Genomic DNA, 24,492 nt, shown 5'->3' with positions numbered 1-24,492 from the left:
CCCGGTGTACACCGGGCGCCCCCTCTCCGTGTGCGCTGCTTACGCGATGTGGTCCTCTTCCAGCTCCGCCGTGTGGCGGTTGGTGAAACGGTTGACCATGCGCTTCGACTCCTCGGCGGGGAGGGTGACGCGGAACTCGGCCTGCACGTTGTCGATGAACTCGCGCGGCGTCGGATAGCTGCCGTTTATCGACTTCTTGAAGACCTGGTAGTACGACTCCTCGTCCGGGGCGGCCGGTTCGGGGATGCCGCCGCCGTCGCCCAGCTCACGGGTGCGGCCCGGGCCGGCCGGGATGGGGAAGCTGCCGGTCTCCTCCGGGGAGGGTTCCGGGGCCTGGAGTTCGGGGGCCTCGAACTGTTGCTGCCGGTAGCGGGGGTCCCGGGGGTCCGGCTCGAACTGCTGGTACTGCTCCGGGTCCTGCTCGTCGTACCAGTCCTCGTACTGTTCCTCGGGGTTGTACGAGGGGTCGTAGCCGCCCTGGTAGGGGACCTCTTGGGGGTGCCGGGCGTGTAGCCAGGGGCTTTCGTCCGGGGCGGGGGCCTCGGGCTGCGGTGCCTGTTCCCGGTGCTCGGTGTACTCCGACTGCTGCGTGGGGGTGCTCTCCAGCTGGGGGCGCTGCTCGCTGGGAGGTGCCGCTCTCTGTGGGACGGGTGCCGCCCCAGCGGCACGATTGCCCGCAGCCGGGGCGAGTTCCACCGGAGGCAGTAGCGCCGGTTCTATGCCCGCCGCTGCCAGGCCCGCCGGGGCCGTTTCCGCCAGGGGGACGCCGTAGCGCGCGAGCCTCAGCGGCATCAGGGATTCCACCGGGGCCTTGCGGCGCCAGGATCGGCCGAAGCGGGAGCGGAGGCGGGCCTGGTAGACGAGACGTTCCTGCTCCAGCTTGATGACCTGGTCGTAGGAGCGGAGCTCCCAGAGCTTCATACGGCGCCAGAGCAGGAACGTGGGGACGGGAGAGAGCAGCCAGCGGGTGAGGCGGACGCCTTCCATGTGCTTGTCGGCGGTGATGTCGGCGATGCGGCCGACCGCGTGGCGGGCCGCCTCGACCGAGACGACGAACAGGATCGGGATCACCGAGTGCATGCCGACGCCCAGCGGGTCCGGCCAGGCCGCCGCGCCGTTGAACGCGATCGTCGCCGCCGTCAGCAGCCAGGCCGTCTGACGGAGCAGCGGGAAGGGGATCCTGATCCAGGTCAGGAGGAGGTCCAGGGCCAGCAGGACGCAGATGCCCGCGTCGATGCCGATCGGGAAGACGTACGAGAAGTTCCCGAAGCCCTTCTGGAGGGCCAGCTCCCGTACCGCCGCGTACGAACCCGCGAAGCCGATCCCGGCGATGATGACGGCGCCGAACACGACCACGCCGATGAGAACGCGGTGCATTCGAGTCAGCTGCATTGGCGCGGCCACCCGTACTCCCCTCCCCTTGCGTGTTGTTGCGCGCAACAGAGTGGCACATGTGTACGGCAAACGGGTTGCCGGAGGGCACCGGGCCCGGCCCTCACGGGGACCGGGCTCGGTCGAAACACCAGGTGAAGTGGAACTACGACTTGCGCTTCCTGCTGCCGGACGTGGAGGAGCCCGAGTCCGAATCGGTATCCGAGTCGGAACTCACGTCCGCGCCCGAACCACCCGACGACGACGCCTTCGTCGGGGCCTTCGACGGCGTCTTGGAGGCGCTCTTCGACGGGGACGCCGACGCGTCCGTACCGTCGTTCGCGTCCTCGACCGCCTCCACGGCCTCCTTGGCGACGGACTTCGCGGACTTCAGCAGCGCGGCCGCGTCCGGCGTCTTCTCACCGGCCAGACCGGCCCCGTTGTAGTCGAGCGTGATGACCACGTTCTCCGTGCGCACCACGATCGTCTGCTGCTTGAAGGTGTCCCCGTCCTTCTTCAGGTCGTACGTGACCACCGTCGCCTGGTCGCCCGTGCCGGTCACCGGCTCCGTCTTGACGCTCTTCGCCCCGTCCACGGCCTTCGCCGCGGTCACCTTCGTCTCGTACGCCTTGGCCGCGCGGTCCTCGCCGGGGCCGTTCGCCGCGTTCGAGGCCAGCAGGTGCAGGGACACGCTCAGCCAGCGGTACTGGGAGCCGTCCACACCGTTGTTGTCGAGGCTGATCCAGCGGCAGTCGCCGGTCACGTTCTCCTCGGCCTTGTTGATCGCCTTCCCGGACTTCACACCCTCCGGTACCACCGACTTCAGCGTCTTGTCGGAGAACACCTCGCACGCGTCCGGCAGCGACGCGTACTTCGCCGCGACCACCTCCGGCGTGGGGCTCTCCTCCGCCGCCTCGTTCAGGCCCGCCGGCGTCTCGTCACCGGAGGCACTGTCGGAGCCGGAGTCCGACGAACAGCCGACCGCCAGCAGCATCACCGGCACGACCGCCGCGCCCACGAGAACCCGGGCCCGGCCCGGACGCCCGAGACGCCCGACGCGCGCCACCCGCGGCGAACGCGCGACGCGCGGCGACTGATGCTGATCTGACTCTGCGGCTCGTTGCATGGTTCCTTCACTCATGACGCTCATCACGCTCGCGGTTCCTGCGGTCTGCTTGCGGTGTTCCTGCGGGCTTCCTGCGTACTTCCTGTGGCATTCCTGCGATCGGATCGGGTCCGAGGGGCCACGGTACGCGGTGATGAAGAAGTGCGGTCCTGACTGAGGGGGTTCACGCGGACGCCCGAACCGCCCCCGAGCGCCCCTCAGTCGTCGAACGCCTCGGCCAGCCGCTCCGCCAGATTCCGGGCCCTGTCCTGCAGTTCCGCACTGTCCGGCACCACCGTCGTGGTCGTCGGCTGCTCCTCGTACTCCACGGTCACGATCACGTTCGACGTGCGGAACACCACAGTCACCGTCCGCTGCTTGCTCGTCCCGAGGGCGTCGTCGAGGAACGCCTCGTCGCCGAGATCGCCGAGCGTGCGGGGCTGGAGAGAGGCGGGGGTCCCGGACGCGGTCGCGGACGGCGACGAGCCGGAGGGGGTGGAGGAGCCGGAGGGCGATACCGAGCGGGACGCGGAGGTCGAGGGACTCGCCGACGGATCGGCGGTGGCCCCTCCCGTCTCCTCCGGCTCGTCCGTCGCCTCGTCCGTCGCCTCGCTCTCCTCCTCGGAGACCGTCGGCGTCGGCTCCGGGAGGTCCGCCGCCTCGACCTTGCCGCCGTACACCTCCTGCGCCTTGCTGTCGTCGCTGACCGCGTTGTCGTAGGACACGACACGCTCGAAGTCGACGAACAGATAGTGGGTGGCGTCCGTGGACTCCACCTTCCAGCGGCAGCCGGCCTTGCGGTCCGTGTCGTACGTCTGCGTCGCCTCGCCCTCGTACGCCTGCTCGCGCTGGGTCGCGTCGGTGAGCTGCCTGATGCCGGGGAGGAGGGTGTCGAGGGTGCCCTGGTCGACCGAGCCGCAGGGTACGGGGAGCGTGTCGTAGCGGCCGGGCTGGGCGACGGTGGCCGACGTGGTGGCCTCGCCCGGGCGGGGGTCGTCGGTCGAACCGCTGTCGTCCGATCCCGTGCACGCGGTCAGCAGTGCCGCGAGGAGCACGGCGACGCCGGGTACGTACGCCTTCCGCTGCACGGTGGGGCTCCTCTCGACGGGGTCCCTCGGGACGCCTGCGCTGTCCTGCCTGTGGTTATTCACTTGCCGCCGGGGGGTGACCCCCGGGCACCATGTGTATCGCACGCACTGCCGTGGACGCCGGTCCGGCATCCCTTTCCTTGGCCTTGGCGCCGGTTTTGCGTTTTGAGACTTTTATCTGTTCTTCGGGGGAATGAGGGCGTTATGTCGTACGTCGAGATACCGGGCGCGAAGGTACCCATCCGTATGTGGACCGACCCCGCGTCGGTCGAGGAGGGGGCCCTGCAGCAGCTCCGCAACGTGGCGACCCTGCCGTGGATCAAGGGTCTGGCCGTCATGCCGGACGTGCATTACGGCAAGGGCGCGACGGTCGGGTCAGTCATCGCGATGCAGGGGGCTGTCTGTCCCGCGGCGGTGGGCGTCGATATCGGGTGCGGGATGTCGGCGGTGAAGACCTCGCTGACGGCGAATGACCTGCCGGGGGATCTGTCGCGGCTGCGGTCGAAGGTTGAGCAGGCGATTCCGGTGGGGCGGGGGATGCATGGCGACCCCGTCGATCCGGGGCGGCTGCACGGGTTCGCCGCCGCAGGGTGGGACGGGTTCTGGGGGCGGTTCGACGGGGTTGCGGAGGCGGTTAAGTTTCGGCGGGGGCGGGCGGCTCAGCAGATGGGAACGCTGGGGGGCGGGAACCACTTTGTCGAGATCTGCACTGATTCGACCGGTTTCATCTGGCTGATGCTGCACTCCGGTTCCCGGAACATCGGCAAGGAACTGGCGGAGCATCACATCGGCATCGCCCAGAAGCTCCCGCACAACCAGGGCCTGGTCGACCGTGACCTCGCCGTCTTCGTCGCGGACACCCCGCAGATGGCGGCGTACCGCAACGATCTGTTCTGGGCGCAGGAGTACGCGAAGTACAACCGCTCGATCATGATGGCGCTCCTGAAGGACGTCGTCCGTAAGGAGTTCAAGAAGGCGAAGCCGACCTTCGAGCCCGAGATCAGCGCGCACCACAACTATGTGGCCGAGGAGCGCTACGACGGCATGGACCTGCTGGTGACCCGTAAGGGCGCGATCCGTGCGGGCTCCGGCGAGTACGGGATCATCCCGGGCTCGATGGGCACCGGCTCGTACATCGTGAAGGGCCTCGGCAACGAGAAGGCCTTCAACTCCGCGTCGCACGGCGCCGGTCGGCGCATGAGCCGGACGGCGGCGAAGCGGCGCTTCTCGACGAAGGACCTGGAGGAGCAGACGCGGGGCGTGGAGTGCCGCAAGGACTCCGGCGTCGTGGACGAGATTCCGGGTGCCTACAAGCCGATCGAGCAGGTCATCGACCAGCAGCGGGACCTGGTGCAGGTCGTGGCGAAGCTCAAGCAGGTGGTGTGCGTGAAGGGTTGACGCCCGAGGCCCCCCGGTGGAGACCGGGGGGCAGTGTCGGCCGCTAGAAGAAGTACGCGTCGCCCGTGTCCAGGGCCAGGACGCGTTGGGGGTCGTCTGGGTGGTGGCGGTCGGCGGGGGTGTCGCTGCGCCAGATGGTGTCGAGTTGGAGGACTACTTCGGAGGGCGTGCCCTGCAGACGGACGTGGAGGGCGAGGGCGTCGCCGGGGGCGTCGGCGGGCAGGGGGCCGGTTTCGCAGATCAGGGCGCGGGTGCCCGAGCGGGCGCAGGACGGGGGGAGTTCCTGGCGGTCGGTGAGCGGGGCCGACCAGCGCAGGCGCAGGGTCGCGGCGGTGACCGGGTGCGGGCCGTGGTTGCGCGGGGTGAGGTGGACGTCGACGCGGCCGGCGGTCATGGCGACCGAGCCGTGGTAGGCGAGGCCGTCCTCTGAGGGCGGTGCCGACGCGGCGGCGGGCGGGGCGATGCCGACGAGGAGGGCTGTGCCCAGTACACCTGGCGTCCGCAACGACAACCACCTCCTCCTACTCATTGGCACGACAATCACTTGTCCTACTCATCCGGTCGTCCTATGAGGCGCATGCCTCCGTGGGTCACCGCATGTATCCCACGTGAGCGCCCGCTCAGGCGTCCCGTCCGGCAAGAGCCCCCGCCCGGAGCACCGTGCGAGGCTGGGGGCCATGGTCATCGCCCGTTCCGCCGCCCTGTTCGTGCTCGCCGCGCTGTTCGAGATCGGTGGGGCCTGGCTGGTGTGGCAGGGGGTGCGGGAGCACCGGGGGTGGGTGTGGATCGGGGCGGGGGTCGTGGCGCTGGGGGCGTACGGGTTCGTGGCGACGTTCCAGCCGGACGCGCACTTCGGGCGGATCCTCGCCGCGTACGGCGGGATCTTCGTCGCCGGGTCGATCGCCTGGGGGATGGTCGCGGACGGCTACCGGCCCGACCGCTGGGACGTGACGGGCGCGCTGATCTGCCTCGCGGGCATGGCGGTGATCATGTACGCGCCGCGCGGTGGGTGACTGCGGCTGCCGCTACGAAGGCTGGGCCAGTTCCTCCGGCAGCAGGCCGAGCTGGTTCAGGAAGTCCAGCTGGTCGAAGTAGAGCCGGTAGCTGGCGATCTGGCCGTCCCGGACGGTGGCGAAGTCCACGCCGCGCATCCTGATGTCCTTCTGGGTGGCGGGGATCGACGTTCCGTCGGGGAACGCCAGCGGGCCGGTGTTCCTGCCGCTGAAGACGCCCTCGTCGATGGCGGTGTCGCCGACCTCGAACGAGGCGAGCGACTCGTACCTGGCCTCGGGCACGGCGTCCGTCATCTGCCGCCAGTACTCGGCGATGTCGTCCCGGCCGTGGAGCTCTCCGCCGTCGGGGGTGTAGGCGACCGCGTCCTCCGCGAAGAGGTTCGCGATGGTCTTGGGGTCCTGGTGTGTGGTGAGCGCCTCGGTGAGCTGGTCCATCAGCTCGCGCGCCTGTCCCATGATCCACCTCCTGTGCAGGGGATCACCCGTCTCATTGTCTCACCGCCCGCCTATCCTGGCCGGGCAGAGACCGACGTTCGATTCCGTACCGCCTCAGGAGCAGCTCATGGCCACCGCCGTACCGTCCGCCGCCTCCCGCATCGCCATCGTCACCGGTGCGAGCAGCGGGATCGGCGCCGCCACGGCCCGGCAGCTCGCCGCTGCGGGGTATCGCGTCGTGCTGACCGCCCGCCGCAAGGACCGTATCGAGGCGCTGGCCGAGGAGATCAACGGCGGTGGCGGGCAGGCCGCGGCGTACGCCCTGGACGTCACGGACCGCGCGGCGGTCGACGAGTTCGCATCCGCCTTCAAGACGATCGGTGTGCTGGTCAACAACGCGGGCGGCGCGCTCGGCGCCGACCCGGTCGCGACCGGCGACCCGGCCGACTGGCGCACGATGTACGAGACGAATGTCATCGGCACGCTCAACATCACCCAGGCCCTGCTGCCCGCGCTGACCGCGAGCGGTGACGGCACGGTGGTCGTGGTGTCGTCGACGGCCGGGCACGGGACGTACGAGGGTGGCGCGGGCTATGTCGCCGCCAAGCACGGCACGCACGTCCTCGCCGAGACACTGCGGCTGGAGATCGTCGGCACGCCGGTCCGGGTCATCGAGGTCGCGCCCGGCATGGTGAAGACGGACGAGTTCGCCCTGACCCGTTTCGGCGGCGACGCGGACCGGGCGGCGAGTGTCTACGAGGGCGTCGCGGAGCCCCTGACCGCCGACGACGTCGCCGACACGATCACCTGGGCGGTCACCCGGCCCAGCCACGTCAACGTCGACCTCCTCGTCCTGCGCCCCCGCGCCCAGGCCTCCAACACCAAGGTCCATCGGGAGCTGTGATGGCGGAGGCGGACGGCCCATCGCCCGGAGGCGAGCTGACGCCCGAGAAGCGCCGCCTCGCCGAGGAGAAGAAGAACGAGCGGTATGTGTGGTGGTACCTCGCCTACTTCCTCTTCGGTATCCACATCGTGGCGTTCGTGATGATCTACGCGGTCATGCACGCGAAGTAGGCGGAGACGGGACCGACACCGCTTCCGCGTACGCCGTCGGCGGTACCCCCACCGTTGCCGTGAAGTCGCGGACGAGGTGGGCCTGGTCGGCGTAGCCGAGGTCGGCGGCGAGGGCGGCCCAGTCGATCGCCCGGTCGGTCTCGGCGCGTTCCAGGGCCTCGTGGATGCGGTAGCGGAGGATCACCCACTTGGGGCCGACGCCCACGTACGCGGAGAACAGGCGCTGCAGGAGCCGTACGGACATGCCCTCGGCGCGGGCGAAGTCGGTGACGCGGCGGATCGTGCGGTCGGTGCGGATGCGGTCGACGAGGGCCATGGCGAGGTGGGCCTGGGGGTCGGGGCGGGGGGCGAGCCCCGTCAGGAACGCGTCGAGAGCGGCGACGCGGGCGTCCTCGTCGTCGGGGGCGAGGATCGCGGCCGGGTCCGTGGCGCGGAAGGCCTCGGGGAACGCCTCGGGCTGTCGTACGCGGCGGCCGGTCCAGGTGGTCGCGGGGTGGGACGGGGTGAAGGGGCGGAAGCCGCCGGGGCGGAACTGGATGCCGCAGACCCGGCCCCTGCCCTCCAGTTTCTGGGTGAAGAGGCCGAGGCCGATGCCGGAGATCTCGGCGAAGGGCTCCTGTCCCTCGTACCGCTGGAAGACGACGTTCACCGAGGGGTGCGGGACGACCTGGGAGACGAACGGCTCGGGCAGGTCCCAGTCGATCAGCCAGTAGTGCTCCAGATATGGGCGCAGCGGCTCGGCGGGTTCGCGGCGGCGGAAGCGGACCCGGGCGAAGAGCTCCGGGGCGTCGACGATGCCTCGGGTGTCACGGCGTGGGGCGGCCATGAGGAGATCGTAAGGACGACCACTGACACCGGAGGAATAGTGGGGAGGGGGCCCTCGTTCATGGGTATAGTTGAATCGTGAACAACCTGGGAGGGTGGCAGCGATGATGCAGTTCGGGATCTTCAGCGTCGGAGATGTGACGCCGGACCCCACCACGGGCCGGACGCCGACCGAGCGCGAGCGCATCAAGGCGATGGTCGAGATCGCGCTGAAGGCGGAGGAGGTCGGGCTCGACGTCTTCGCCACCGGTGAGCACCACAACCCGCCGTTCGTGCCGTCGTCGCCGACCACGATGCTCGGTTACGTCGCCGCGCGGACCCAGAAGCTGGTCCTCTCCACCGCGACCACCCTCATCACCACCAACGATCCGGTGAAGATCGCCGAGGACTTCGCGATGCTTCAGCACCTGGCCGACGGGCGGGTGGACCTGATGATGGGGCGCGGCAACACCGGGCCCGTCTACCCCTGGTTCGGGCAGGACATCCGGCAGGGCATCAACCTCGCCATCGAGAACTACGCGCTGCTGCACCGCCTGTGGCGCGAGGACGTCGTGAACTGGGAGGGCAAGTTCCGCTCGCCCCTCCAGGGCTTCACCTCCACGCCCCGCCCGCTGGACGACGTACCGCCGTTCGTCTGGCACGGCTCCATCCGCTCGCCCGAGATCGCCGAGCAGGCCGCGTACTACGGCGACGGCTTCTTCCACAACAACATCTTCTGGCCGGCCGAGCACACCCAGCGGATGGTCGAGCTGTACCGGCAGCGGTACGCGCACTACGGGCACGGCACGCCCGAGCAGGCGATCGTGGGGCTCGGCGGGCATGTGTTCATGCGGAAGAACTCGCAGGCCGCGGTGCGGGAGTTCCGGCCGTACTTCGATGTCGCGCCGGTGTACGGCAACGGGCCGTCCCTGGAGGACTTCGCCGACCAGACGCCGCTGACCGTCGGTTCGCCGCAGCAGGTGATCGAGAAGACCCTGGCGTTCCGGGAGTACGCCGGTGACTACCAGCGGCAGCTGTTCCTCGTCGACCACGCGGGGCTGCCCCTGAAGACCGTCCTGGAGCAGATCGACATGCTCGGCGAGGAGGTCGTGCCGGTGCTGCGGGAGGAGTTCGCCAAGGGGCGGCCGACGGATGTGCCGGACGCGCCGACGCACGGGTCCCTGCGGGCCGCGGCGGAGAAGGAGAGCGTGGCATGAAGCTTGTCGTGGTCTCGGCCGGGCTGAGTGTGCCCTCGTCCACGCGGCTGTTGGGGGACCGGCTGGCCGCGGCGGTGGTGGGTGTCGACGCCTCGGTGGAGGTTCAGGTCGTCGAACTGCGGGACCTCGCCGTGGAGATCGCGCACGCCTTCGCCAGCGGGTTTCCGGGGCGAAAGCTGGCCGCGGCGATGGAGGCGGTGGCCGGGGCTGATGGGCTGGTTGTGGTGACGCCGGTGTTCTCGGCGTCGTACAGCGGGCTTTTCAAGTCCTTCTTCGACGTGCTCGAACGCGATGCGCTGGTGGGGAAGCCGGTGTTGATCGCCGCTACCGGGGGGTCGGCTCGGCATTCGCTGGTGCTGGAGCATGCGATGCGGCCGTTGTTCGCGTATCTGCGGGCTGTGGTGGTGCCTACGGGTGTTTACGCCGCGTCCGAGGACTGGGGTGCGGAGGGGCTGGCCGGGCGGATCGAGCGGGCGGCGTCGGAGTTGGCCGGGTTGATGGGCGGGCTCTCTCGGAGGGTGGCCGCGCCGGTCGAGCCCGAGGGGTTCGTTGTAGTTCCCTTCGAGGAACAGTTGGCGGCGTTGAGAGGCTGAGAACGGCCGTCGGGGGTGCGGAGGGGCGTCAGGCCGCGGGCTGTTTGTGGTTGCCCGCGCAGTTTCCCGCACCCCTGGAAATCGATGCTGCCCCAGCCCGAGTGCGCACCCTCTTGCGCAGCCAGGTCCTCGCCCTCGTCGACTCTCGTTCCCACGTGCGCTGGAGCCTTGTCGTGCGCAGGTCGGCGAACAAGTGCTCGTACCTGGTGACGATCGGGGCCGGGTCGTAGCGGTGGGCGCTTGCCAGGGCGGCTCGGCCCATGGCGCGGCGTAGGGCCGGGTCGGCGGTGAGTTCGAGGATGGCGTCGGCGAGGGCGTGGGGGTCGTCGACGGGGACGAGGCGGCCGTCGGTGCCGTCGGTGATGATCTCGGCGGGGCCGAGCGGGCAGTCGGTGCTGACTACCGGGACGCCACAGCGCATGGCCTCGACGAGGGTCATGCCGAAGGACTCGGCCTCGGAGGCGCTGACGACGATCGAGGCGCGCGCGAACTCCTCCTCGATGGGAGTGTGCGGGCCCATCAGATGGGCCCGGTCGGTGAGACGGAGGTCCTCGATGAGGGTCTCCAGACGGTCCTTCTGCTTGCCGCCGCCGTAGATGCGCAACTGCCAGTCCGGTTCCTTCGCGGCGACCTTCGCGAACGCCTCAAGGAGGAGGTCGAAGCGTTTGCCGCGGGCGAGGCGGCCGGCGGCCGCGATGACGGGAGCCGTGCCGTCCGACGGGGTGACCCCGGCCGCCGGGACGATGTTGGGCACCGACATCACCCGAACGCCCGGCAGTTTCATCCGTGCGCGGTACACCGCCGCGTCCGCCGCCGTGGTCGTGACGACCGCGTCCAGGGTGCGGTAGTGGCGGGCGAGGACCTTGCGGAGCTGCTTGGTGTGGGCGTCGTGGCGCAGGTGCTCCTGGCCGATGCGCAGGGCGCGGCGGGGTGCGAAGCGGGAGACGTAGACGTTGATGCCGGGGCGGGTGCCGATGACGACGTCCGCGCCGCAGCGGGCCAGATAGGCGCGGACCCGGAGGTCGGTGAGGCGGCTGTACTGGCGGTGCCGCTTGTCCTCCGCCGGGAAGTCCGTCGCGGGCTGCACCTGGGCCGGATCGCACAGGTCGGGGCTGTACGGGCGGATGTCCACCAGGGGGACGAGCGTGACTCTCGGGTCGACCGTGAAGCGCGGTTCGTCCAGGTGACGGGACATCGAGGCGATCTCCACGTCGTGGTGGTCCGCCAGCGCCGACGCCAGGTTCAGCGTCGTACGGACGGTGCCGCCGATGGCGTACGCGTTGTGCAGCAGGAACACGATCTTCATGCGGCGGCTCAAGGCCCTACCTTCCCGACGGCGTGAGCGGTGCGGTGACGCGGTGATGCAGTTGTACGGGTGATGCAGTCGTGCGGATGACGCAGTTGTACGGATGGCGCAGTTGTACGGATGACGCAGTGGTGCGGGTGACGCAAGTGGTGCGGGTGACGCAAGTGGTGCGGATGGCGCAGTGTCCGGTGATGCGGGTGGTGGTGACGGTTTGACTGGTTCGGACCCTTTGTACTCCATCTGCTCGCTCTGCCCGGGTTCCCGTGCGGACAGGTGTCACACGGACACGCTGCTCCGGAGTGGTAAGCCCGACGCGCGGCCGGGGTGAGAGGCCGGTAAGAAGGGCGGCCCGGTGCTCCTGAGGTGGTGGTGGGCGCCCGCGACCTTGGCAGACTGGTGGGGTGCCCCAGAACGTGCTGCTCGCCGAGGACGACCGCGCCATCCGCCATGCCCTGGAACGCGCGCTGACCCTGGAGGGGTACGAGGTCACGGCGGTAGCCGACGGCGTCGAGGCGCTCGCCCAGGCGCACCGCACCCAGCCCGACGTGCTCGTGCTCGACGTGATGATGCCCGGCATAGACGGCCTCCAGGTCTGCCGGGTGTTGCGCGCGGAGGGCGACCGGACGCCGATCCTGATGCTCACCGCGCTCGTGGAGACCGCCGACCGGATCGCCGGCCTCGACGCCGGAGCGGACGACTACGTCGTCAAACCGTTCGACGTGGAGGAGGTGTTCGCGCGCTTGCGGGCGCTGCTGCGGCGGACGGGCAACTCGGACGGATTCGCGAAGCCGCTCCCGTCGGCGGCCGGGGCGTCCCCCGCCGCCGGAGGGGCCGCGGGCCAGGACGCCGGTGGACTGCTCACGGCCGCCGGGCTGCGGATGGACGTACAGGCGCGGCGGGCGTGGCGCGGGGTGCGTGAACTGGAGCTGACGCGGACCGAGTTCGACCTGCTCGAACTGCTCGTCCGCAACGCGGGCATCGTCCTCGACCACGCGACGATCTACGACCGCATCTGGGGCTACGACTTCGGCCCCGGCTCCAAGAACCTCGCCGTCTACGTCGGTTATCTGCGCCGCAAGCTCGACGAGCCCGGGGCGCCGGCGCTGATCCACACCGTGCGGGGTGTGGGGTACGCGCTGCGGGAAGACTGAGGGCGGCGCGCGGTGCCGCCGCCCCGTCTCGTCCGGGTGTTGTCCCGGCTGCTCTCCCGGCTGAAGCCGGTCCCCTCGCTGCGGGCGACCTTCACCGTGTCGTTCGCGGCGGTGGCGTGTGTCGTCACCGTCCTCGTCGGGATCCTCAGCTACAGCGCGGCCGCGCGGCTGGTGCGGGTCGACGAGCAGACCGTGTTCGCCGAGGTCGTTCGTGATCTGCGGGAGCTGGTCGAGCAGGACCCGCTGGCGCCGGAGGACTTCGCGCCCAGCGGCAGCGGTGGCCCGCGCGACGACCTGATCCGCTCCGGCCGTACGGACGTCCAGGTGCTCGGCCCGAACGGGGAGATCCTCGACAAGGGTGCTCCCGGCCTGCCCGTACGGGAGGCGGACCGTCGTACGGCCGGCGCGGCCCTGGCCGGTGTGATGGTCGAGCACGGCGAGGTCGAGGTCGGCGACGACCGCTACCGGGTGGTGACCGTCGCGCTCGGCGGCGGTCGGGGTGCCGTGCAGGTCGCGCAGGAGTTCAGCGACACGGAGGACCTGCTGCGTGAGCTGCAGCAGCGGACCCTGTTGTTCGTCTCCGGCATCGTCATCTCGGCCGGGTTGTTCGGGTGGTGGCTGGCGCGGCGGCAGACCCGGCGGCTCGTGCAGTTGGCGGGGGCGGCGGAGGACGTGGCCCGGACCGGGCATCTGGGCATCCAGGTGCCGGTCGCGGGCCGGGACGAGGTGGGGCGGCTCGGCCGCTCCTTCGACCGCATGCTGGTCCGCCTCGCCCAGTCCGAGGAGGACCAGCGGCGGCTGGTCCAGGACGCCGGACACGAACTCCGCACCCCCCTCACCTCCCTCCGCACGAACATCTCGCTCCTCCGGCGCATCGACGAGCTGCCGCCGCGCATGCGCGAGGAACTCGTCGACGACCTCTCCCAGGAGGCCCTCGAACTGACCGACCTGGTCAACGAGTTGGTCGACCTCGCGGCCGGGCAGTCGAGCACCGAGCCCGTGCAGCGGGTGGAACTGGCCGACCTCGCGGAGGACGTCGCGGGGACCGCCCGCCGGCGCACCGGGCGCGAGGTCGCCGTACGGGTGGCCGGCGACACGACCGTCGAGGGGAGGGCCGGAGCCCTCCAGCGGGCCATCTCCAACCTGGTGGAGAACGCGGCGAAGTTCGACCGCGGCGGATCGGGAGCGATCGTGGTCGTGGTCGCGCGGGGGCCTGCGGGAACCCTGGGAGAGCTGGGAGAGCTGGGAGAGCTGGGCGAACTGGGGGTGCTGGGCGGAGACCTCGGCGAACCGGCGGAGGGCCCGGACGTCGTCCGGGTCGAGGTGTTGGACCGGGGGCCCGGAGTCCCCGACTGCGACCTGGAGCGGATCTTCGACCGCTTCTACCGGGCCCCTGACGCGCGCAGCCTGCCCGGGTCCGGGCTGGGGCTGTCGATCGTCCGCGCGGTGGCGGCCGCACACGGCGGGGCACCGTTCGCGTTCCGGCGGGCGGGCGGGGGGTTGGTCACCGGGTTCACGGTGCGCGGGGTTGCGGGGTGACTGAGCCGGTCACGGGTGAGTGCCGGGGCAGGAGTGAGCGCGGCACGTGTGAATTCGAACGACTCAGTGGGTCAATCGAGGGCCGTGTACTCGGCCGGTGGGTCGGCCAGTTCGGGGTGTTCCCTCGTGTAGCAGGTGCCGTGGAGCGTCAGCATCGCCCAGTGCCATGCCTCGTCGTGGAAGGCGAGCCCGCGGCACGGCTGGTCGGCGGGCTCGTACGGGTAGGAGTCCAGTGCCGCTGCCCAGGACTCCGTGAGCGTCAGGCCCCCGTAGCGCCGCATGACCCACGCGTAGCGGCGCCGCTCGCCCTGGAGGAGGTCAAGGTACTTGTCCTCGGCCTCCCACCAGGGGTTATCTGTCATGCGGCGGTGCGGGACGCCCCCGCGCTCCAGCGGCCGAGTACCGGTTCGGTGAGGGTGCGGGCGGTCCAGCAGAGGGTCTGGCCGTGGCGTGCGAAGAGGTCGTCGCGGTCGTCGAAGTGGCCGAGGTCGGCGACGACCTGGGCGGAGAGGTCGCACGCGGTGCCGGGCGCGGTGCCGCAGGTGTCCCACCGGACGCCGGTACGGGCGACCGCGTCGAAGAGGGTCTCGCCGCCCTTGTTGGCGAAGCCGCCGGGTTCGGGGGCGTCGAAGAGTTCGCCGATCGGGACCCACGCGCCGCTGATCCTGAACTCGGGCCAGGCCAGCAGGACCTGCTCCGGCACGAACGGCTTCAGCCGCGGAAACCGTGGATACCAGAAGGTCCCGTCCACGAGCAGCCCGCGCACCCGCGTCCGTACGCGGACGGCCCGGGCGACCGCCTCCAGTGCCGCCATCCGCTGACTGCACGAGCCGCGCCCGAGCCGCAGCGTCCGCGACACGCGCCGGCGGTCCTCGACCGAGTACACCGGCCGTACGTCTCGCGCGATGAGCCGGTGCGCGGTCCGCAGCGCGTCACGCGGCGTCGCCTCACTCAGCACCCGGCGCGCGACCGCCCCGACCAGCGGGTCATCGTGGTCCAGGATCGCCGTGGCCCGCGTGGACCCGACCACGTCCTCCGCCTCCCGGGCCGGCACGCCGGCCCGTTTGGCCTGTGCGTCGTACGACATGAGCAACCGACTGGTCATGACAGTTCCGTCCCCGTACCCGTTCTGTTCCCGCTCCCCGGGGGAGCGCCGCCCGTCCCCTGCGGGCACCCTCGGCCCATCATCACACGGCGTGCCGGCGGGCCGCGGGCCACTCAGGGTGAGGGTCGGGCCGAGGCTGCCGGGCGTCCGGCGACGCGCTTTCGTAGTACTTCCACCGACCCCATTGCGGCGGCGCGAACACGCCGACTACGGTCATTCCTGCGCTCACGGAGAGTGCTCAACTGATTACTTATACGCATCTCGCCTGCATCTCGCCTGTATCTCGCCTCGTTCTCAGTCTCGCCGCTCATCCGGAGTCCGTCCGCAGTCCGTCCGCAGTCCGTCCGCAGTCATCCGTAATCCACCCCTGCGTACCGCCAGTTGAAAGCGCGCCCCGGGCCGTCGACACCCGAGGAGGAGCCACCGACGCGGTAGGGACCCGAGCAATCCCTTCTCGTCGCAATGGAGTTGATCACCCATGACCGAAACTGCCCGTGACCTTCCCTCCCCAACCCCAACCCCAACCCCAACCCCGACCGCGATCCCGGCATCGGCCCCGATCCCGAGCCGCGTCCCCTGGCTCTCGCCCACGGCGACGACGTACACCCTCTTCTGTCCGCCCCTCGACTCCTCCCCGCACATCGCCCGCGACTTCGTCACCAGCGTCCTGCGCGCGCTCGACCTCGATGCCCTCGTCGACGCGGCCGCCCTGTGCACATCCGAGCTGGTCACGAACGCCTGTGTGCACGCCAAGGGTGGAGGGTCGGTTCTCTGGCTGGCGGTGGAGGCCTGGCGGGTCAGGGTGATCGTCTACGACGGTGACGAGAACCCGCCGGTCATAAGGGAGTTGACCCCGGACGGGTGGGAGGAGGGCGGACGCGGCCTCTACCTCGTGGACGCCCTCACCGAGGGGCACTGGGGAACCGCCGCCGCCCTCCCGAACGGCGGTGGCCTCGTCCACCCCGACGGCAAGGCGGTCTGGTTCGACCTGGCGGCGCCGAGCGGATCGATGTCGAGGTGACGGTGTGGGGCCTCGGCAGAGGGCGTGGGGCGTGGGGCGTGAGGGCATGAAGGCTGGGAGGGTCACTCCGTGGTGCGTACGGCGTGGTGCCAGGCCGTGTCGCGGGCCTGGCAGGCGGCGAGGACCTCGGCCGGGTCCTCGGTGACGTACACCCCGAGTGCGATGTCCTCGTCGTCGAAGGCGAGCCGGGCCAGGATCTTCGAGTCGAAGAGCCAGAAGTCGTGGGCCGGGAGGCCCAGTTGCTCGGCGGCGGCACGGGTGAGGGTCCGGATGTCCTCGCCGTCGGTGATGTGCGCGGGCGCGACCGCGCGCAGGAACTCCTGCCCCGGCGTGGGCGGTTCGTCGACGATCCGTACGCGCTCGACCCGCTTCCCCTGACCGGTCTGCGCACGCACGTTCTCCCGCCACGCGTTCGGCCGCCCCCGCGCGATGTCCTCACCCGCCAGAAACCGGGGCCACTTCGCACTGTTCCGGTCGGCCGCGTATCCCCTACGCGTCTCCAGCCGCCACGCCGTGTGCCTGAACTCCTCGAAGAGGTGCGTGATCGAGGCGAACGGTCGGAGCCCGGGCGCCGCGCTCCTGGGCGAGTACCGGGCCAGCAGGTCACGCGGAACCCGTACGAAGCCCGCGGACTCCCTGACGTCACACAGCCGACCGAGGTGCGTCGGGTCGACCTCCCGCTCACCCCGTACGAGGATCTCGTCCGTCCCCTCGATCTCGTACAGGGAGGAGCGGGAGCGGCCGTCGTCGTCGGTCGTCCCGATGAGCCTGAGCGTCACGTCGTCCTCCGGCTGGGTCTTCACCGCCGCCCCGCTCGGGCTCGGCGGCGAGCGGTCGTGGATGTGGCTGCTGCTGGTGTGCACCTTCGCCGGCGGGGTCGGCATCACCATGGGCACGCCCATCATGAGCGCCGTCGCCGTCGCCGTCCCTGTACAACCCGTTTGTGTCCCCCCGCTCTCGCGTATTACATGCCGGGGACGATTGCCTTCGAAGGACCGTGGGCCGACCGGAAGGTGACTACATGCGGAGCAGGGCCGACTTCGTCGCGCAGGCGTATGGCCTGGGCAGTGGGGCGTGGGACATGGTGCCCGTCGCCCGGGGTGCGCTCGGGCAGATCTGGAGGCTCTCGGCCGGGGACGGCGCCGGGAGGGCGTGGGCGGTGAAGGAGCTGCTGTTCGGGTGTGATGAGCGGCAGGTGGGGTGGGAGGCGGCGTTGCGGAACGCCGCGGAGGCAGTGGGGATTTCGGCGCCACGGTTCTTTGCGGACCGTGACGGGGCGTACGTTTCGCGGTTGCCCTCGTCGTTGGGCGGGTCGTACGTGAAGTTGTACGACTGGGTCGACGGGAGCGAGGCGGATCCGACCGATCCGGAGATTCTGGGGTGGTGCGGGCGGACGCTCGCTCTGCTGCACCGGGCCGGGGAGGGGGCGGAGGAGACGCCGGGCGACTGGTACGAGCGGTGTCCCGGGGTGGGTGACTGGGCGGAGTTGTGCGAGGGGGTGCGGCGGGCCGGGGTGCCGTGGGCGGATGCGCTGGGGCGGTTCGCTGTTACTTCGGCGGTGGAGTTGGCGGGGCATGTCACCCCGTCCGGGGGCGGTGACGTGGTGACCTCCCATCTCGACATGCGGCCGCAGAACGTGCTGGTGGGGCGGTCCGGTCCGGCTCTCCTCGACTGGGACAACGCCGGGCCCGTATCGGCGGAGCGTGAACTCGCTCGTGCCGTTTATGTGTGGGCCGGTGGCAATGACTTCTGTGCGGATTCTGCCCGGCGGTTGGTGCGCGGCTATCTGGATGCCGGGGGGCGCGCGGTCATCAAGGGGGTCGAGTCGTTCTCCATGCTCTTCGCGACGGATCTGAACTATGTGCGGGTGCAGGCCGAGTGTGCGATCGATCCGAACGTGACCGACCCGCAGAGGGAGTTCGCGAGCGAGCAGGTGGTTGCCACTCTGGGGCTTCTGCCGGATCCGGCCGCCGTCTCCCGGTTGGTGGAGGCCCTGGCCGTGGAGTGGTGATCGGGTGGATGCCGACTTGAGGGCTCCTACGCCGGATACGCGTGGGTCTGCGTCGCCTTCACCGTCGCCCATACCGCGGTTCCCGTGTGGAGTCCGAGTTCGGCGGCGGCCACGGTCGTGAGGTCGGCGGTGAGGGGGAGTTCGCCCGTGAGGTCGGCACGGATCTGGTCGCCGTGGACCTCCAGGCCGGCCACCTCGCACCGCCAGAGATTGCGGGCGCTGGAGCCGGTGGGCCGGTCCCGGTGGAGGGTCACGGCGCTCGGGGGGAAGGCGACGAAGACGGGGCCGGTGAGGTCCTCGGTGGTCGTGACCACCGCCGGGTTCGGGCCCGTGCCGCGCGCGTCCGCGCCCGTGCCCTCCGCGTCGAGTCGTACGACGTGGCCCTCGGCCCGACCCCGGTACAGGTTCAGGCCGACCAGGTGGGCGATGTAGTCCGTGCGGGGATGGCGGGCGATGTCGCCCGGGGTGCCCTCCTGGACCACTCGGCCGTGTTCGACGACGACGAGCCGGTCGGCCAGGACCATGGCGTCGAGGGGGTCGTGGGTGACGAGTACGGCGACGGCCTCGAACTCGGCGAGATGGCGCCGGAGTTGGGCCCGTACATCGAGGCGGGTGCGGGCGTCCAGGGCGGCGAGGGGTTCGTCGAGGAGCAACAGGCGGGGGCGGGTGGCCAGGGCGCGGGCGAGGGCGACGCGCTGGGCCTGGCCGCCGGAGAGGCGACGCGGTTTGGTGCCGGCGTACTCGGCGAGGCCCATCCGTTCCAGCCACTCGGCGGCCTGTGCCCGGGCCGCCGCCTTGCCCAGGCCCTGGCAGCGGGGGCCGAAGGCGATGTTGTCGAGGGCGGTGAGGTGCGGGAAGAGGAGGTAGTCCTGGAAGACGACGCCGACCGGGCGGGACTCGGGCGCCGTACGCTCCAACGCGGCTCCGTCCAGCCGTAGATGGCCACCGGTGAGGGGGGTCAGACCGGCCAGGGCGCGCAGCGCGGTGGTCTTTCCGGCGCCGTTGGGGCCGAGCAGGGCCACCACGTCACCGGGGGCGGCCGTCAGGGAGACGTCCAGGCGGAAGTCACCACGCCGGACGACGAGGTGGGCGTCCAGACCGTCGGCGTTCTCGGTGCCGTCGGCGCCTTCGGCGGGGGCCGACTCGGCGGCCATCGGCACGTCACTCATCGGCACGTCGCTCACTCGCCACCCTGCTTGCTCGGCATGTCATCACCCACCGCCGCTTCGCCTGCTCGGCACCGTGTTTCCCGGCGCGGGGCTTCCCGGTACCGCGTTCCCCGGCGCGGGGCTTCCCGGCACCGTGTTTCCCGGCTCCGGGCTTCCCGGTACCGCGTTCCCCGGCGCGGGGCTTCCCGGTACCGCGTTCCCCGGCGCGGGGCTTCCCGGTACCGCGTTCCCCGGCGCGGGGCTTCCCGGCACCGTGTTTCCCGGCGCGGGGCTTCCCGGCACCGTGTTCCCCGGCTCCGGGCTTCCCCGTACCGTGTTCCCCGGCGCGGGGCTTCCCCGCATGGTGCCTGCGGCCTGGCCCACCGGGCGCCTCATTCGCTGGGCGTTCCACTCTCACGACGCCGTCATCCAACGGTCCCGCAACCCCGCCAGCACCGCCACCGACACCGCGAGCAGGACCAGGCTGAGGGAGATCGCGGCGGCCGGGTCGCTCTGAAGGGCGAGGTAGACGGCCAGGGGCATGGTCTGGGTGCGGCCGGGGAAGTTGCCGGCGAAGGTGATCGTCGCGCCGAACTCGCCCAGCGCCCGTGCCCAGGCGAGGACCGCGCCGGCGGCGACACCGGGCGCGATCAGCGGCAGCGTCACCCGGCGGAACGCGGTGAACCGGGAAGCCCCCAGCGTGGTCGCGGCCTCCTCGTAGCGCGGGTCGGCGGCCCGGAGCGTGCCCTCGACGCTGATGACGAGGAACGGCATCGCCACGAACGCCTCCGCGATCACGACCCCGGCGGTGGTGAAGGGCAGGGTGAGCCCGAACCATTCGTCCAGCAGGCGTCCGACGACCCCGTTGCGGCCGAGCGCCATCAGCAGGGCCACACCGCCGACCACCGGGGGCAGCACGAGGGGGAGGGTGACGAGGGCCCGTACGAGACCACGGCCCGGGAAGTCGACCCGGGCCAGCAGCCACGCCAACGGCACGCCGAGCACCAGGCTCACGGCCGTGGCCAGCGTCGCGCACACCAACGACAGCCGCAGCGCCTCCCACACCGCCACGCTGGTCAGCTGCTCCGGCAGGCTCGACCACGGGGTGCGTACGAGCAGCGCGACCAGCGGCAGCACCAGGAAGACGAGCCCGAGCAGGGCGGGCAGGAGCAGGGGGACGGGGACGGAGCCGCGTAGCCGCCGTACCCGCTGTGCCCGTCGGACCCCGCCCCTCGCGGTGTCGTCCGCCACGGTGTCGCCCGTCGCGGTGTCGCCCGACGTGGCGGAGCCACGGCTGCCGGAGGGCGGGCTGCCGGAGGGCTTCGTCACGGCTTCAGGAACCCGGCCCCGGTCAGGACCTGCTGGCCCCCGGCGGACCGCACCAGCTCGATGAAGGCCTTGGCTGCGTCGGCGTTGGGCGCGTCCTCGAGGAGGGCGATCGGGTAGTCGTTGACGGCGTCGGCCGACTCGGGGAAGTCCACGCCCTCCACCTTGTCACCCGCGGCCTTCACATCGGTCTTGTAGACGACCGCCGCGTCGGCCTCGTTCAGCTCCACCTTCGTCAGCGCGCTCTTGACGTCCTGCTCGTACGACACCGGCGTGAGCTTCAGCCCGCTCGCCTCCAGGGCCTTCTGCGCGGCGGCGCCGCACGGCACCTCCTTGTCGCACAGCACGACCTTGAACCCGGACTTGGTGAGGTCCTTCAGGGAGGCGATCTTGTCGGGGTTGCCCGGCAGGGTCGCGATCTCCAGCTGGTTGCGGACGAAGGTGGCGGGTGTGCCGGAGGCGTCGCCCGCGTCCGTCACGATCGCCATCGTCCTGGGGCTGGCGGAGGCGAAGACATCCGCCGGGGCGCCGCCGGTGATGCTCGCGGCGAGGGAGTCGCTGCCGCCGAAGTTGAAGGTCACCTTCGTACCGGGGTGATTTTCCTCGAACTGCTTCCCCAGCGTCGTGAAGCTCTCCTTCAGCGAGGCGGCGGCGAAGACGGTCACCGTGCCGGAGAGCTTCGTGGAGGAGCCGGAGGCGGAGGGCGACGCCTCGTCGGAGGAGGAGCAGGCGCTCAGGGTCACCAGCAGCGCGGCGGCACCCACGCCGGCGACCAGACGCGCGGAACGGATCATCACGATCTCCCTACCTGCTCCCTCGGAGCCGACCTGCCAGGCAGGCCGGACGCTACGCCGACCATCCTGACGCATATGCGAGGGGTAAGTCTTCTGTCGCATCGCATGAGCCATGTCACCGGGGGGTGGGGGCGCGCATGTGCGTTTCCGTGAGAAGGCTGTTCAGGTCCGGTCGATGTGCACGTTCGTGGACTTCACCCGGGCTGTGGCCTCCATGCCGACCTCCAGGCCCAGTTCCTCCACGGCTTCCCGGGTGAGCAGGGAGACCAGGCGGTGCGGGCCCGCCTGGATCTCGACCTGGGCCGCCACGTCACCGAGCTTCACGGCGGTGACGATGCCGGGGAAGGCGTTGCGTGCCGAGGTGTACGGGACGTCGGCCTCGTCGGCGGTGTCCGAGGCCAGCTCCACCGAGAAGGCCGCGAGGTCCTTTCCGTCGATGAGCCGGCGCCCGCTCTCGTCGCGCCGCGTCGGCACCCGGCCCGCGTCCGCCCATCGCCGCGCGGTGTCGGGGCTGACCCCGAGCAGCCGTGCGGCCTGACCGATTGTGTAGGACTGCATGAACGCCAAGATATGCGCCGCCGGGCGCCCTCTCGGCTCCGTGTCCGCCGGCAAACCTCCGAGTGCCCGCGAACGCCACGGTGTACGGCCTGGGCCTGAGCGTCCGGACGGCCGATCCCGGCCGGGGGTTGCCCTCGCCCGCCGGGTCACCAGCGGGGCCGCCTTCGTCGACGCGGTCGTCGCCGCCGACCCGCGCCTCCCCTTCGGCGGCACCATGCGCAGTGGCTACGGCCGTGAACTGGCCGCCGCGGGCGTCCGTGAGTTCACGAGCGTAGGAGAGCGAGGAGGCAGGAGCGAGGCCCAGGACGTACACCCGAGCGGTGACCCGACCGGGCGCCGAGTCGGACGAGCACGCTGTCGCCCTTATGACGTGAGTGCCCCCGCCACCAGCCCTGCGGCTCTGGCCACCAGCGGGTTGTCCGTGGGCCCTGCGGGGTCGTGCTTGGTCGACAGGACGGACAGGACGAGAGGCGGGCGGACGGGTGGCCAGACGACGCCCACGTCGTTGGCGACCCCGTACGGTGTCCCGCCGCCGGTCTTGTCCGCGAGCGTCCAGTCGGCGGGGAGACCGGCGCGGAAGCGGTACGTGTTGGTCGTGTTGGCGATCAGCCAATCCGTCAGCAGTTCCCGGTCCGCGTCCGGCAGGGCCCGGCCGAGGACGAGTCGCGCGTAGGTCCTCCCGATCGCCCGGGGGCTGGTGGTGTCGGTCTTCCGCCACGGTTCCGCCGAGTTCAACTCGGGCTCCCAGCGGTCGAGCCGGGTCGTCCGGTCGCCGAGCGAGCGGCAGAAGCGCGTGACCGCGGTCGGTCCGCCCAACTCGCGCAGCAGCAGGTTCGCCGCCCCGTTGTCGCTGTGCGAGACGGTCGCGGCGCACAGTTCCCCGACGGTCATGCCGCCCGCGACGTTCTCGGCCTTGACGGTGATCGGGCAGTAGCCCGCCGCCGTGACGTACTCCTTCGTGTAGTGGATCCGCTTGGCGAGGTACTCACCGTCGCGGTCGAGGTCCCGTAAGACCGCTCCCGCGGCCAGCGTCTTGAACACCGAGCAGATGGGGAACCGCTCGTCCGCGCGGTACGCCACCGTGCGTCCCGTGGCCGTGTCGTGGGCGAAGATCCCCAGCCGCGCGGAGTACTCCCGCTCCAGCTCACCCAGTTGCCGGGAGAGTCCCGCGTCGGCGTGAGACGAGGCGTGCGCCGTGCCCGGCCCGTCGGCCGCGTGCGCCGTCCCGGAACCAAAAGTGCCGAGAGTGCCGAGAGCACCGACAGCGCCCAAGCCGCCCAGGCCGAGCACCGTGCGACGGCGGGGGTGAGGGCGTGATCCCGTGGTTTCCAAGGTCTTCTCCGTACCTGGTCGTGATCTCTGTTCAGCTCTCAAGACGTCACCCCAGGAACACCGGTTGCTCACCTGTCGGGCGATCGCCCCGGCGGTCGCCGTTCACAGCAGCGCCGGCGCGTGGAACTCCCCGAGGCCCGAGCCGAGGTCGCGGTCGAGCCAGTAGCGGCGGGGCTCCGCGAGCATCACGTCGACGCTGGCCGTGAGGAACCGGGGATCCCGGCCAGTTCGTGGTCGATGAAGGAGGCCAGGGCGGAGCGGTCGGTGACCAGGCCGGTGGCGAGGACGGACATGTCGCTGGCGACGTGGGCGGCGAGGCGGGTCTGCGGAAGCCGGTCGATGCGGCGCATGACGTCGGGGGTCTCGCCGGGGGCGACCCGCAGCCGGAGGATCGGCTCCCCAGCCTCCCGCCCGGTGATCGAGGAGACCGCCAAGAAGGTCGACGCGACGTTGGTGCTGGAGCCGACCGCGCACGGCGCGGTGAAGACCGCCCGCAAGGGCACTGGGATCTTCAAGGTCACGGCCACCGGCGTCGAGTCACACGCCGGGCTCGCGCCGCAGGACGGGGCGAGCGCGATCCTGGCGCTGTCCGAGTTCGTGATCGCCGCCGCGGCCGTCGCCGCCCCCGAGCGGGGTACGACGATCAACACCGGCCTCGTCAGCGGCGGTTCGGCCGTCAACGTGGTCGCGGGATCGGCCACCGCGGGCATCGACATCAGGGTCGCCAGCGAGGCTGAACAGGCCCGCGTGGACGCTGAGTTCGCCGCCATCGAGGTCACCGACCCCCGCGTACGCATCGAGGTCGACCACGACTGGAACCGTCCCCCGATGACCCTCAACGCCGCCTCCGCCCCTCTTCTCGACCTCGCCCGCGAGGTCGCCCGCGACCAGGGCCGCGCCCACCTCCCCGACGCCGCCGTCGGCGGCGCCAGCGACGCCAACTTCATCGCCGCCCTCGGCCTCCCCGTCCTCTGCGGCATGGGCGCGGTGGGCGACGGCGCGCACGCCCAGGGCGAGTACATCCACCCGGACACCGTCCCCGCCCAGACGGCCCTGGTCGCCGGGCTGCTGGCCCGCCTCACACAGCCGCTGCGCGGCTGAGC

Annotated in this window: 26 protein-coding genes and 2 pseudogenes; 12 read left to right on the top strand and 16 right to left on the bottom strand. The window is 71.1% G+C overall.

What is annotated here, in order from left to right; translation table 11 throughout:
* Positions 1 to 39: 39 nt before the first annotated feature.
* The 3 genes from ACFU53_RS21235 to ACFU53_RS21225 form a co-directional block, all read right to left on the bottom strand.
* Positions 40 to 1,377: a DUF2637 domain-containing protein gene (locus ACFU53_RS21235; protein ID WP_383994468.1), complete on the bottom strand. Its 1,338-nt coding sequence runs from the start codon at positions 1,375 to 1,377 to the stop codon at positions 40 to 42.
* Positions 1,378 to 1,537: 160 nt separating this feature from the next.
* Complete coding sequence (locus ACFU53_RS21230) at positions 1,538 to 2,497, bottom strand: hypothetical protein (protein ID WP_383994447.1); 960 nt, start codon at positions 2,495 to 2,497, stop codon at positions 1,538 to 1,540.
* 197 nt (positions 2,498 to 2,694) lie between these two features.
* Positions 2,695 to 3,564, bottom strand: a complete 870-nt coding sequence (locus ACFU53_RS21225; RefSeq protein ID WP_383994444.1) for a DUF3558 domain-containing protein — start codon at positions 3,562 to 3,564, stop codon at positions 2,695 to 2,697.
* A gap of 204 nt (positions 3,565 to 3,768) precedes the next feature.
* On the opposite strand from ACFU53_RS21225, the gene ACFU53_RS21220 reads away from it, so the two are divergent.
* Positions 3,769 to 4,962, top strand: a complete 1,194-nt coding sequence (locus ACFU53_RS21220; RefSeq protein WP_383994441.1) for an RtcB family protein — start codon at positions 3,769 to 3,771, stop codon at positions 4,960 to 4,962.
* A 43-nt stretch (positions 4,963 to 5,005) separates the two neighbouring features.
* Here ACFU53_RS21220 and ACFU53_RS21215 read toward each other — a convergent pair whose 3' ends face one another.
* Positions 5,006 to 5,467 carry a hypothetical protein gene (locus ACFU53_RS21215; protein ID WP_383994438.1) on the bottom strand — a complete coding sequence of 154 codons (462 nt, stop codon included), beginning with the start codon at positions 5,465 to 5,467 and terminating at the stop codon, positions 5,006 to 5,008.
* 172 nt (positions 5,468 to 5,639) lie between these two features.
* Between ACFU53_RS21215 and ACFU53_RS21210 the strand changes: the two genes are divergently transcribed.
* Positions 5,640 to 5,975 (top strand): YnfA family protein, encoded by a 336-nt coding sequence (locus ACFU53_RS21210; protein ID WP_220647133.1) that lies wholly within the window; start codon positions 5,640 to 5,642, stop codon positions 5,973 to 5,975.
* A 12-nt stretch (positions 5,976 to 5,987) separates the two neighbouring features.
* Here the strand turns inward: ACFU53_RS21210 and ACFU53_RS21205 are convergent, their stop codons facing one another.
* On the bottom strand, positions 5,988 to 6,431 hold the full coding sequence (locus ACFU53_RS21205) for an ester cyclase (RefSeq protein WP_383994435.1): 444 nt from the start codon (positions 6,429 to 6,431) through the stop codon (positions 5,988 to 5,990).
* A gap of 106 nt (positions 6,432 to 6,537) precedes the next feature.
* Here ACFU53_RS21205 and ACFU53_RS21200 point away from each other — a divergent pair, with 106 nt between their 5' ends.
* Together ACFU53_RS21200 and ACFU53_RS21195 are read left to right on the top strand one after the other, a co-directional pair.
* On the top strand, positions 6,538 to 7,314 hold the full coding sequence (locus ACFU53_RS21200; protein ID WP_383994433.1) for an SDR family NAD(P)-dependent oxidoreductase: 777 nt from the start codon (positions 6,538 to 6,540) through the stop codon (positions 7,312 to 7,314).
* Entirely contained in the window at positions 7,314 to 7,484 is a 171-nt protein-coding gene (locus ACFU53_RS21195) for a hypothetical protein (RefSeq protein WP_383994430.1), read from the top strand. The genes ACFU53_RS21200 and ACFU53_RS21195 overlap by 1 nt, the downstream gene beginning before the upstream one ends.
* Here ACFU53_RS21195 and ACFU53_RS21190 read toward each other — a convergent pair.
* The gene (locus tag ACFU53_RS21190; RefSeq protein ID WP_383994427.1) at positions 7,468 to 8,310 is read right to left on the bottom strand and encodes a DUF6597 domain-containing transcriptional factor; all 843 of its coding nucleotides are present in this window, start codon (positions 8,308 to 8,310) and stop codon (positions 7,468 to 7,470) included. The two genes, ACFU53_RS21195 and ACFU53_RS21190, sit on opposite strands and share 17 nt — an antisense overlap.
* A gap of 106 nt (positions 8,311 to 8,416) precedes the next feature.
* Here ACFU53_RS21190 and ACFU53_RS21185 point away from each other — a divergent pair, with 106 nt between their 5' ends.
* Positions 8,417 to 9,505 carry an LLM class flavin-dependent oxidoreductase gene (locus ACFU53_RS21185; protein WP_383994465.1) on the top strand — a complete coding sequence of 363 codons (1,089 nt, stop codon included), beginning with the start codon at positions 8,417 to 8,419 and terminating at the stop codon, positions 9,503 to 9,505.
* Positions 9,502 to 10,098, top strand: coding sequence for an FMN reductase (locus ACFU53_RS21180; RefSeq protein WP_383994424.1), 597 nt, complete (start codon positions 9,502 to 9,504; stop codon positions 10,096 to 10,098). Before ACFU53_RS21185 ends, ACFU53_RS21180 begins: the two co-directional genes overlap by 4 nt.
* 28 nt (positions 10,099 to 10,126) lie before the next feature.
* Here the strand turns inward: ACFU53_RS21180 and ACFU53_RS21175 are convergent, their stop codons facing one another.
* Positions 10,127 to 11,404 (bottom strand): glycosyltransferase family 4 protein, encoded by a 1,278-nt coding sequence (locus ACFU53_RS21175; protein ID WP_383994462.1) that lies wholly within the window; start codon positions 11,402 to 11,404, stop codon positions 10,127 to 10,129.
* Positions 11,405 to 11,490: 86 nt separating this feature from the next.
* Between ACFU53_RS21175 and ACFU53_RS21170 the strand changes: the two genes are divergently transcribed.
* The 3 genes from ACFU53_RS21170 (at position 11,491) to ACFU53_RS21160 (ending at position 14,094) form a co-directional block, all read left to right on the top strand.
* Positions 11,491 to 11,619, top strand: a complete 129-nt coding sequence (locus ACFU53_RS21170; RefSeq protein ID WP_383994421.1) for a hypothetical protein — start codon at positions 11,491 to 11,493, stop codon at positions 11,617 to 11,619.
* Positions 11,620 to 11,805: 186 nt separating this feature from the next.
* On the top strand, positions 11,806 to 12,555 hold the full coding sequence (locus ACFU53_RS21165; protein WP_383994418.1) for a response regulator transcription factor: 750 nt from the start codon (positions 11,806 to 11,808) through the stop codon (positions 12,553 to 12,555).
* A gap of 12 nt (positions 12,556 to 12,567) precedes the next feature.
* Positions 12,568 to 14,094, top strand: coding sequence for an ATP-binding protein (locus ACFU53_RS21160; protein WP_383994415.1), 1,527 nt, complete (start codon positions 12,568 to 12,570; stop codon positions 14,092 to 14,094).
* Positions 14,095 to 14,165: 71 nt separating this feature from the next.
* On the opposite strand, the gene ACFU53_RS21155 is transcribed toward ACFU53_RS21160, so the two are convergent.
* Both ACFU53_RS21155 and ACFU53_RS21150 read right to left on the bottom strand, forming a co-directional pair.
* Positions 14,166 to 14,456: a hypothetical protein gene (locus ACFU53_RS21155; RefSeq protein ID WP_383994412.1), complete on the bottom strand. Its 291-nt coding sequence runs from the start codon at positions 14,454 to 14,456 to the stop codon at positions 14,166 to 14,168.
* Positions 14,453 to 15,199 (bottom strand): transglutaminase domain-containing protein, encoded by a 747-nt coding sequence (locus ACFU53_RS21150; RefSeq protein WP_383994409.1) that lies wholly within the window; start codon positions 15,197 to 15,199, stop codon positions 14,453 to 14,455. Before ACFU53_RS21150 ends, ACFU53_RS21155 begins: the two co-directional genes overlap by 4 nt.
* A gap of 478 nt (positions 15,200 to 15,677) precedes the next feature.
* Here ACFU53_RS21150 and ACFU53_RS21145 point away from each other — a divergent pair, with 478 nt between their 5' ends.
* Positions 15,678 to 16,220: an ATP-binding protein gene (locus ACFU53_RS21145; RefSeq protein ID WP_383994406.1), complete on the top strand. Its 543-nt coding sequence runs from the start codon at positions 15,678 to 15,680 to the stop codon at positions 16,218 to 16,220.
* Positions 16,221 to 16,282: 62 nt separating this feature from the next.
* On the opposite strand, the gene ACFU53_RS21140 is transcribed toward ACFU53_RS21145, so the two are convergent.
* The gene (locus ACFU53_RS21140; protein ID WP_383994403.1) at positions 16,283 to 17,110 is read right to left on the bottom strand and encodes a DUF6879 family protein; all 828 of its coding nucleotides are present in this window, start codon (positions 17,108 to 17,110) and stop codon (positions 16,283 to 16,285) included.
* 131 nt (positions 17,111 to 17,241) lie between these two features.
* Between ACFU53_RS21140 and ACFU53_RS21135 the strand changes: the two genes are divergently transcribed.
* Entirely contained in the window at positions 17,242 to 18,231 is a 990-nt protein-coding gene (locus tag ACFU53_RS21135) for a phosphotransferase enzyme family protein (protein WP_383994400.1), read from the top strand.
* A gap of 26 nt (positions 18,232 to 18,257) precedes the next feature.
* Here the strand turns inward: ACFU53_RS21135 and ACFU53_RS21130 are convergent, their stop codons facing one another.
* The 6 genes and pseudogenes from ACFU53_RS21130 to ACFU53_RS21105 form a co-directional block, all read right to left on the bottom strand.
* The gene (locus ACFU53_RS21130) at positions 18,258 to 19,385 is read right to left on the bottom strand and encodes an ABC transporter ATP-binding protein (protein ID WP_383994459.1); all 1,128 of its coding nucleotides are present in this window, start codon (positions 19,383 to 19,385) and stop codon (positions 18,258 to 18,260) included.
* Positions 19,386 to 19,793: 408 nt separating this feature from the next.
* A complete protein-coding gene (gene modB / locus ACFU53_RS21125) occupies positions 19,794 to 20,630 on the bottom strand; it encodes a molybdate ABC transporter permease subunit (RefSeq protein WP_383994456.1) in 837 nt (278 codons plus the stop codon).
* 74 nt (positions 20,631 to 20,704) lie between these two features.
* Positions 20,705 to 21,499, bottom strand: a complete 795-nt coding sequence (gene modA / locus ACFU53_RS21120; protein WP_383994398.1) for a molybdate ABC transporter substrate-binding protein — start codon at positions 21,497 to 21,499, stop codon at positions 20,705 to 20,707.
* Positions 21,500 to 21,661: 162 nt separating this feature from the next.
* Positions 21,662 to 22,057 carry a molybdopterin-binding protein gene (locus tag ACFU53_RS21115; protein WP_383994395.1) on the bottom strand — a complete coding sequence of 132 codons (396 nt, stop codon included), beginning with the start codon at positions 22,055 to 22,057 and terminating at the stop codon, positions 21,662 to 21,664.
* 363 nt (positions 22,058 to 22,420) lie between these two features.
* A complete protein-coding gene (gene bla / locus ACFU53_RS21110; RefSeq protein ID WP_383994453.1) occupies positions 22,421 to 23,347 on the bottom strand; it encodes a class A beta-lactamase in 927 nt (308 codons plus the stop codon).
* A gap of 144 nt (positions 23,348 to 23,491) precedes the next feature.
* Positions 23,492 to 23,781, bottom strand: a pseudogene (locus tag ACFU53_RS21105) (Lrp/AsnC family transcriptional regulator); the annotation flags it as partial.
* On the opposite strand from ACFU53_RS21105, the pseudogene ACFU53_RS21100 reads away from it, so the two are divergent.
* Positions 23,780 to 24,490, top strand: a pseudogene (locus ACFU53_RS21100) (M20/M25/M40 family metallo-hydrolase); the annotation flags it as partial. The pseudogenes ACFU53_RS21105 and ACFU53_RS21100 sit on opposite strands and share 2 nt — an antisense overlap.
* Positions 24,491 to 24,492 lie beyond the last annotated feature (2 nt).

Source organism: Streptomyces sp. NPDC057474 (assembly GCF_042802555.1).
In the GTDB taxonomy this organism is placed as follows: domain Bacteria; phylum Actinomycetota; class Actinomycetes; order Streptomycetales; family Streptomycetaceae; genus Streptomyces.
Note: the sequence above shows the minus strand (reverse complement) of the source record. Positions and strands in the feature narration are given on the sequence as shown.

Bases quoted from the DNA above. Each gene is read 5' to 3' on its own strand.
- ACFU53_RS21130 (WP_383994459.1), bottom strand. From the start codon at position 19,385: ATGGCCGCCGAGTCGGCCCCCGCCGAAGGCGCCGACGGCACCGAGAAC.
- ACFU53_RS21195 (WP_383994430.1), top strand. From the start codon at position 7,314: ATGGCGGAGGCGGACGGCCCATCGCCCGGAGGCGAGCTGACGCCCGAG.
- ACFU53_RS21235 (WP_383994468.1), bottom strand. From the start codon at position 1,377: ATGCACCGCGTTCTCATCGGCGTGGTCGTGTTCGGCGCCGTCATCATC.
- ACFU53_RS21170 (WP_383994421.1), top strand. From the start codon at position 11,491: ATGACGCAGTTGTACGGATGGCGCAGTTGTACGGATGACGCAGTGGTG.
- ACFU53_RS21220 (WP_383994441.1), top strand. From the start codon at position 3,769: ATGTCGTACGTCGAGATACCGGGCGCGAAGGTACCCATCCGTATGTGG.
- ACFU53_RS21205 (WP_383994435.1), bottom strand. From the start codon at position 6,431: ATGGGACAGGCGCGCGAGCTGATGGACCAGCTCACCGAGGCGCTCACC.
- ACFU53_RS21190 (WP_383994427.1), bottom strand. From the start codon at position 8,310: ATGGCCGCCCCACGCCGTGACACCCGAGGCATCGTCGACGCCCCGGAG.
- ACFU53_RS21185 (WP_383994465.1), top strand. From the start codon at position 8,417: ATGCAGTTCGGGATCTTCAGCGTCGGAGATGTGACGCCGGACCCCACC.
- ACFU53_RS21155 (WP_383994412.1), bottom strand. From the start codon at position 14,456: ATGACAGATAACCCCTGGTGGGAGGCCGAGGACAAGTACCTTGACCTC.
- ACFU53_RS21115 (WP_383994395.1), bottom strand. From the start codon at position 22,057: ATGCAGTCCTACACAATCGGTCAGGCCGCACGGCTGCTCGGGGTCAGC.
- ACFU53_RS21145 (WP_383994406.1), top strand. From the start codon at position 15,678: ATGACCGAAACTGCCCGTGACCTTCCCTCCCCAACCCCAACCCCAACC.
- ACFU53_RS21200 (WP_383994433.1), top strand. From the start codon at position 6,538: ATGGCCACCGCCGTACCGTCCGCCGCCTCCCGCATCGCCATCGTCACC.
- modA (WP_383994398.1), bottom strand. From the start codon at position 21,499: ATGATCCGTTCCGCGCGTCTGGTCGCCGGCGTGGGTGCCGCCGCGCTG.
- ACFU53_RS21175 (WP_383994462.1), bottom strand. From the start codon at position 11,404: ATGAAGATCGTGTTCCTGCTGCACAACGCGTACGCCATCGGCGGCACC.
- ACFU53_RS21135 (WP_383994400.1), top strand. From the start codon at position 17,242: ATGCGGAGCAGGGCCGACTTCGTCGCGCAGGCGTATGGCCTGGGCAGT.
- ACFU53_RS21180 (WP_383994424.1), top strand. From the start codon at position 9,502: ATGAAGCTTGTCGTGGTCTCGGCCGGGCTGAGTGTGCCCTCGTCCACG.
- ACFU53_RS21140 (WP_383994403.1), bottom strand. From the start codon at position 17,110: ATGGTGATGCCGACCCCGCCGGCGAAGGTGCACACCAGCAGCAGCCAC.
- ACFU53_RS21210 (WP_220647133.1), top strand. From the start codon at position 5,640: ATGGTCATCGCCCGTTCCGCCGCCCTGTTCGTGCTCGCCGCGCTGTTC.
- ACFU53_RS21150 (WP_383994409.1), bottom strand. From the start codon at position 15,199: ATGACCAGTCGGTTGCTCATGTCGTACGACGCACAGGCCAAACGGGCC.
- ACFU53_RS21230 (WP_383994447.1), bottom strand. From the start codon at position 2,497: ATGCAACGAGCCGCAGAGTCAGATCAGCATCAGTCGCCGCGCGTCGCG.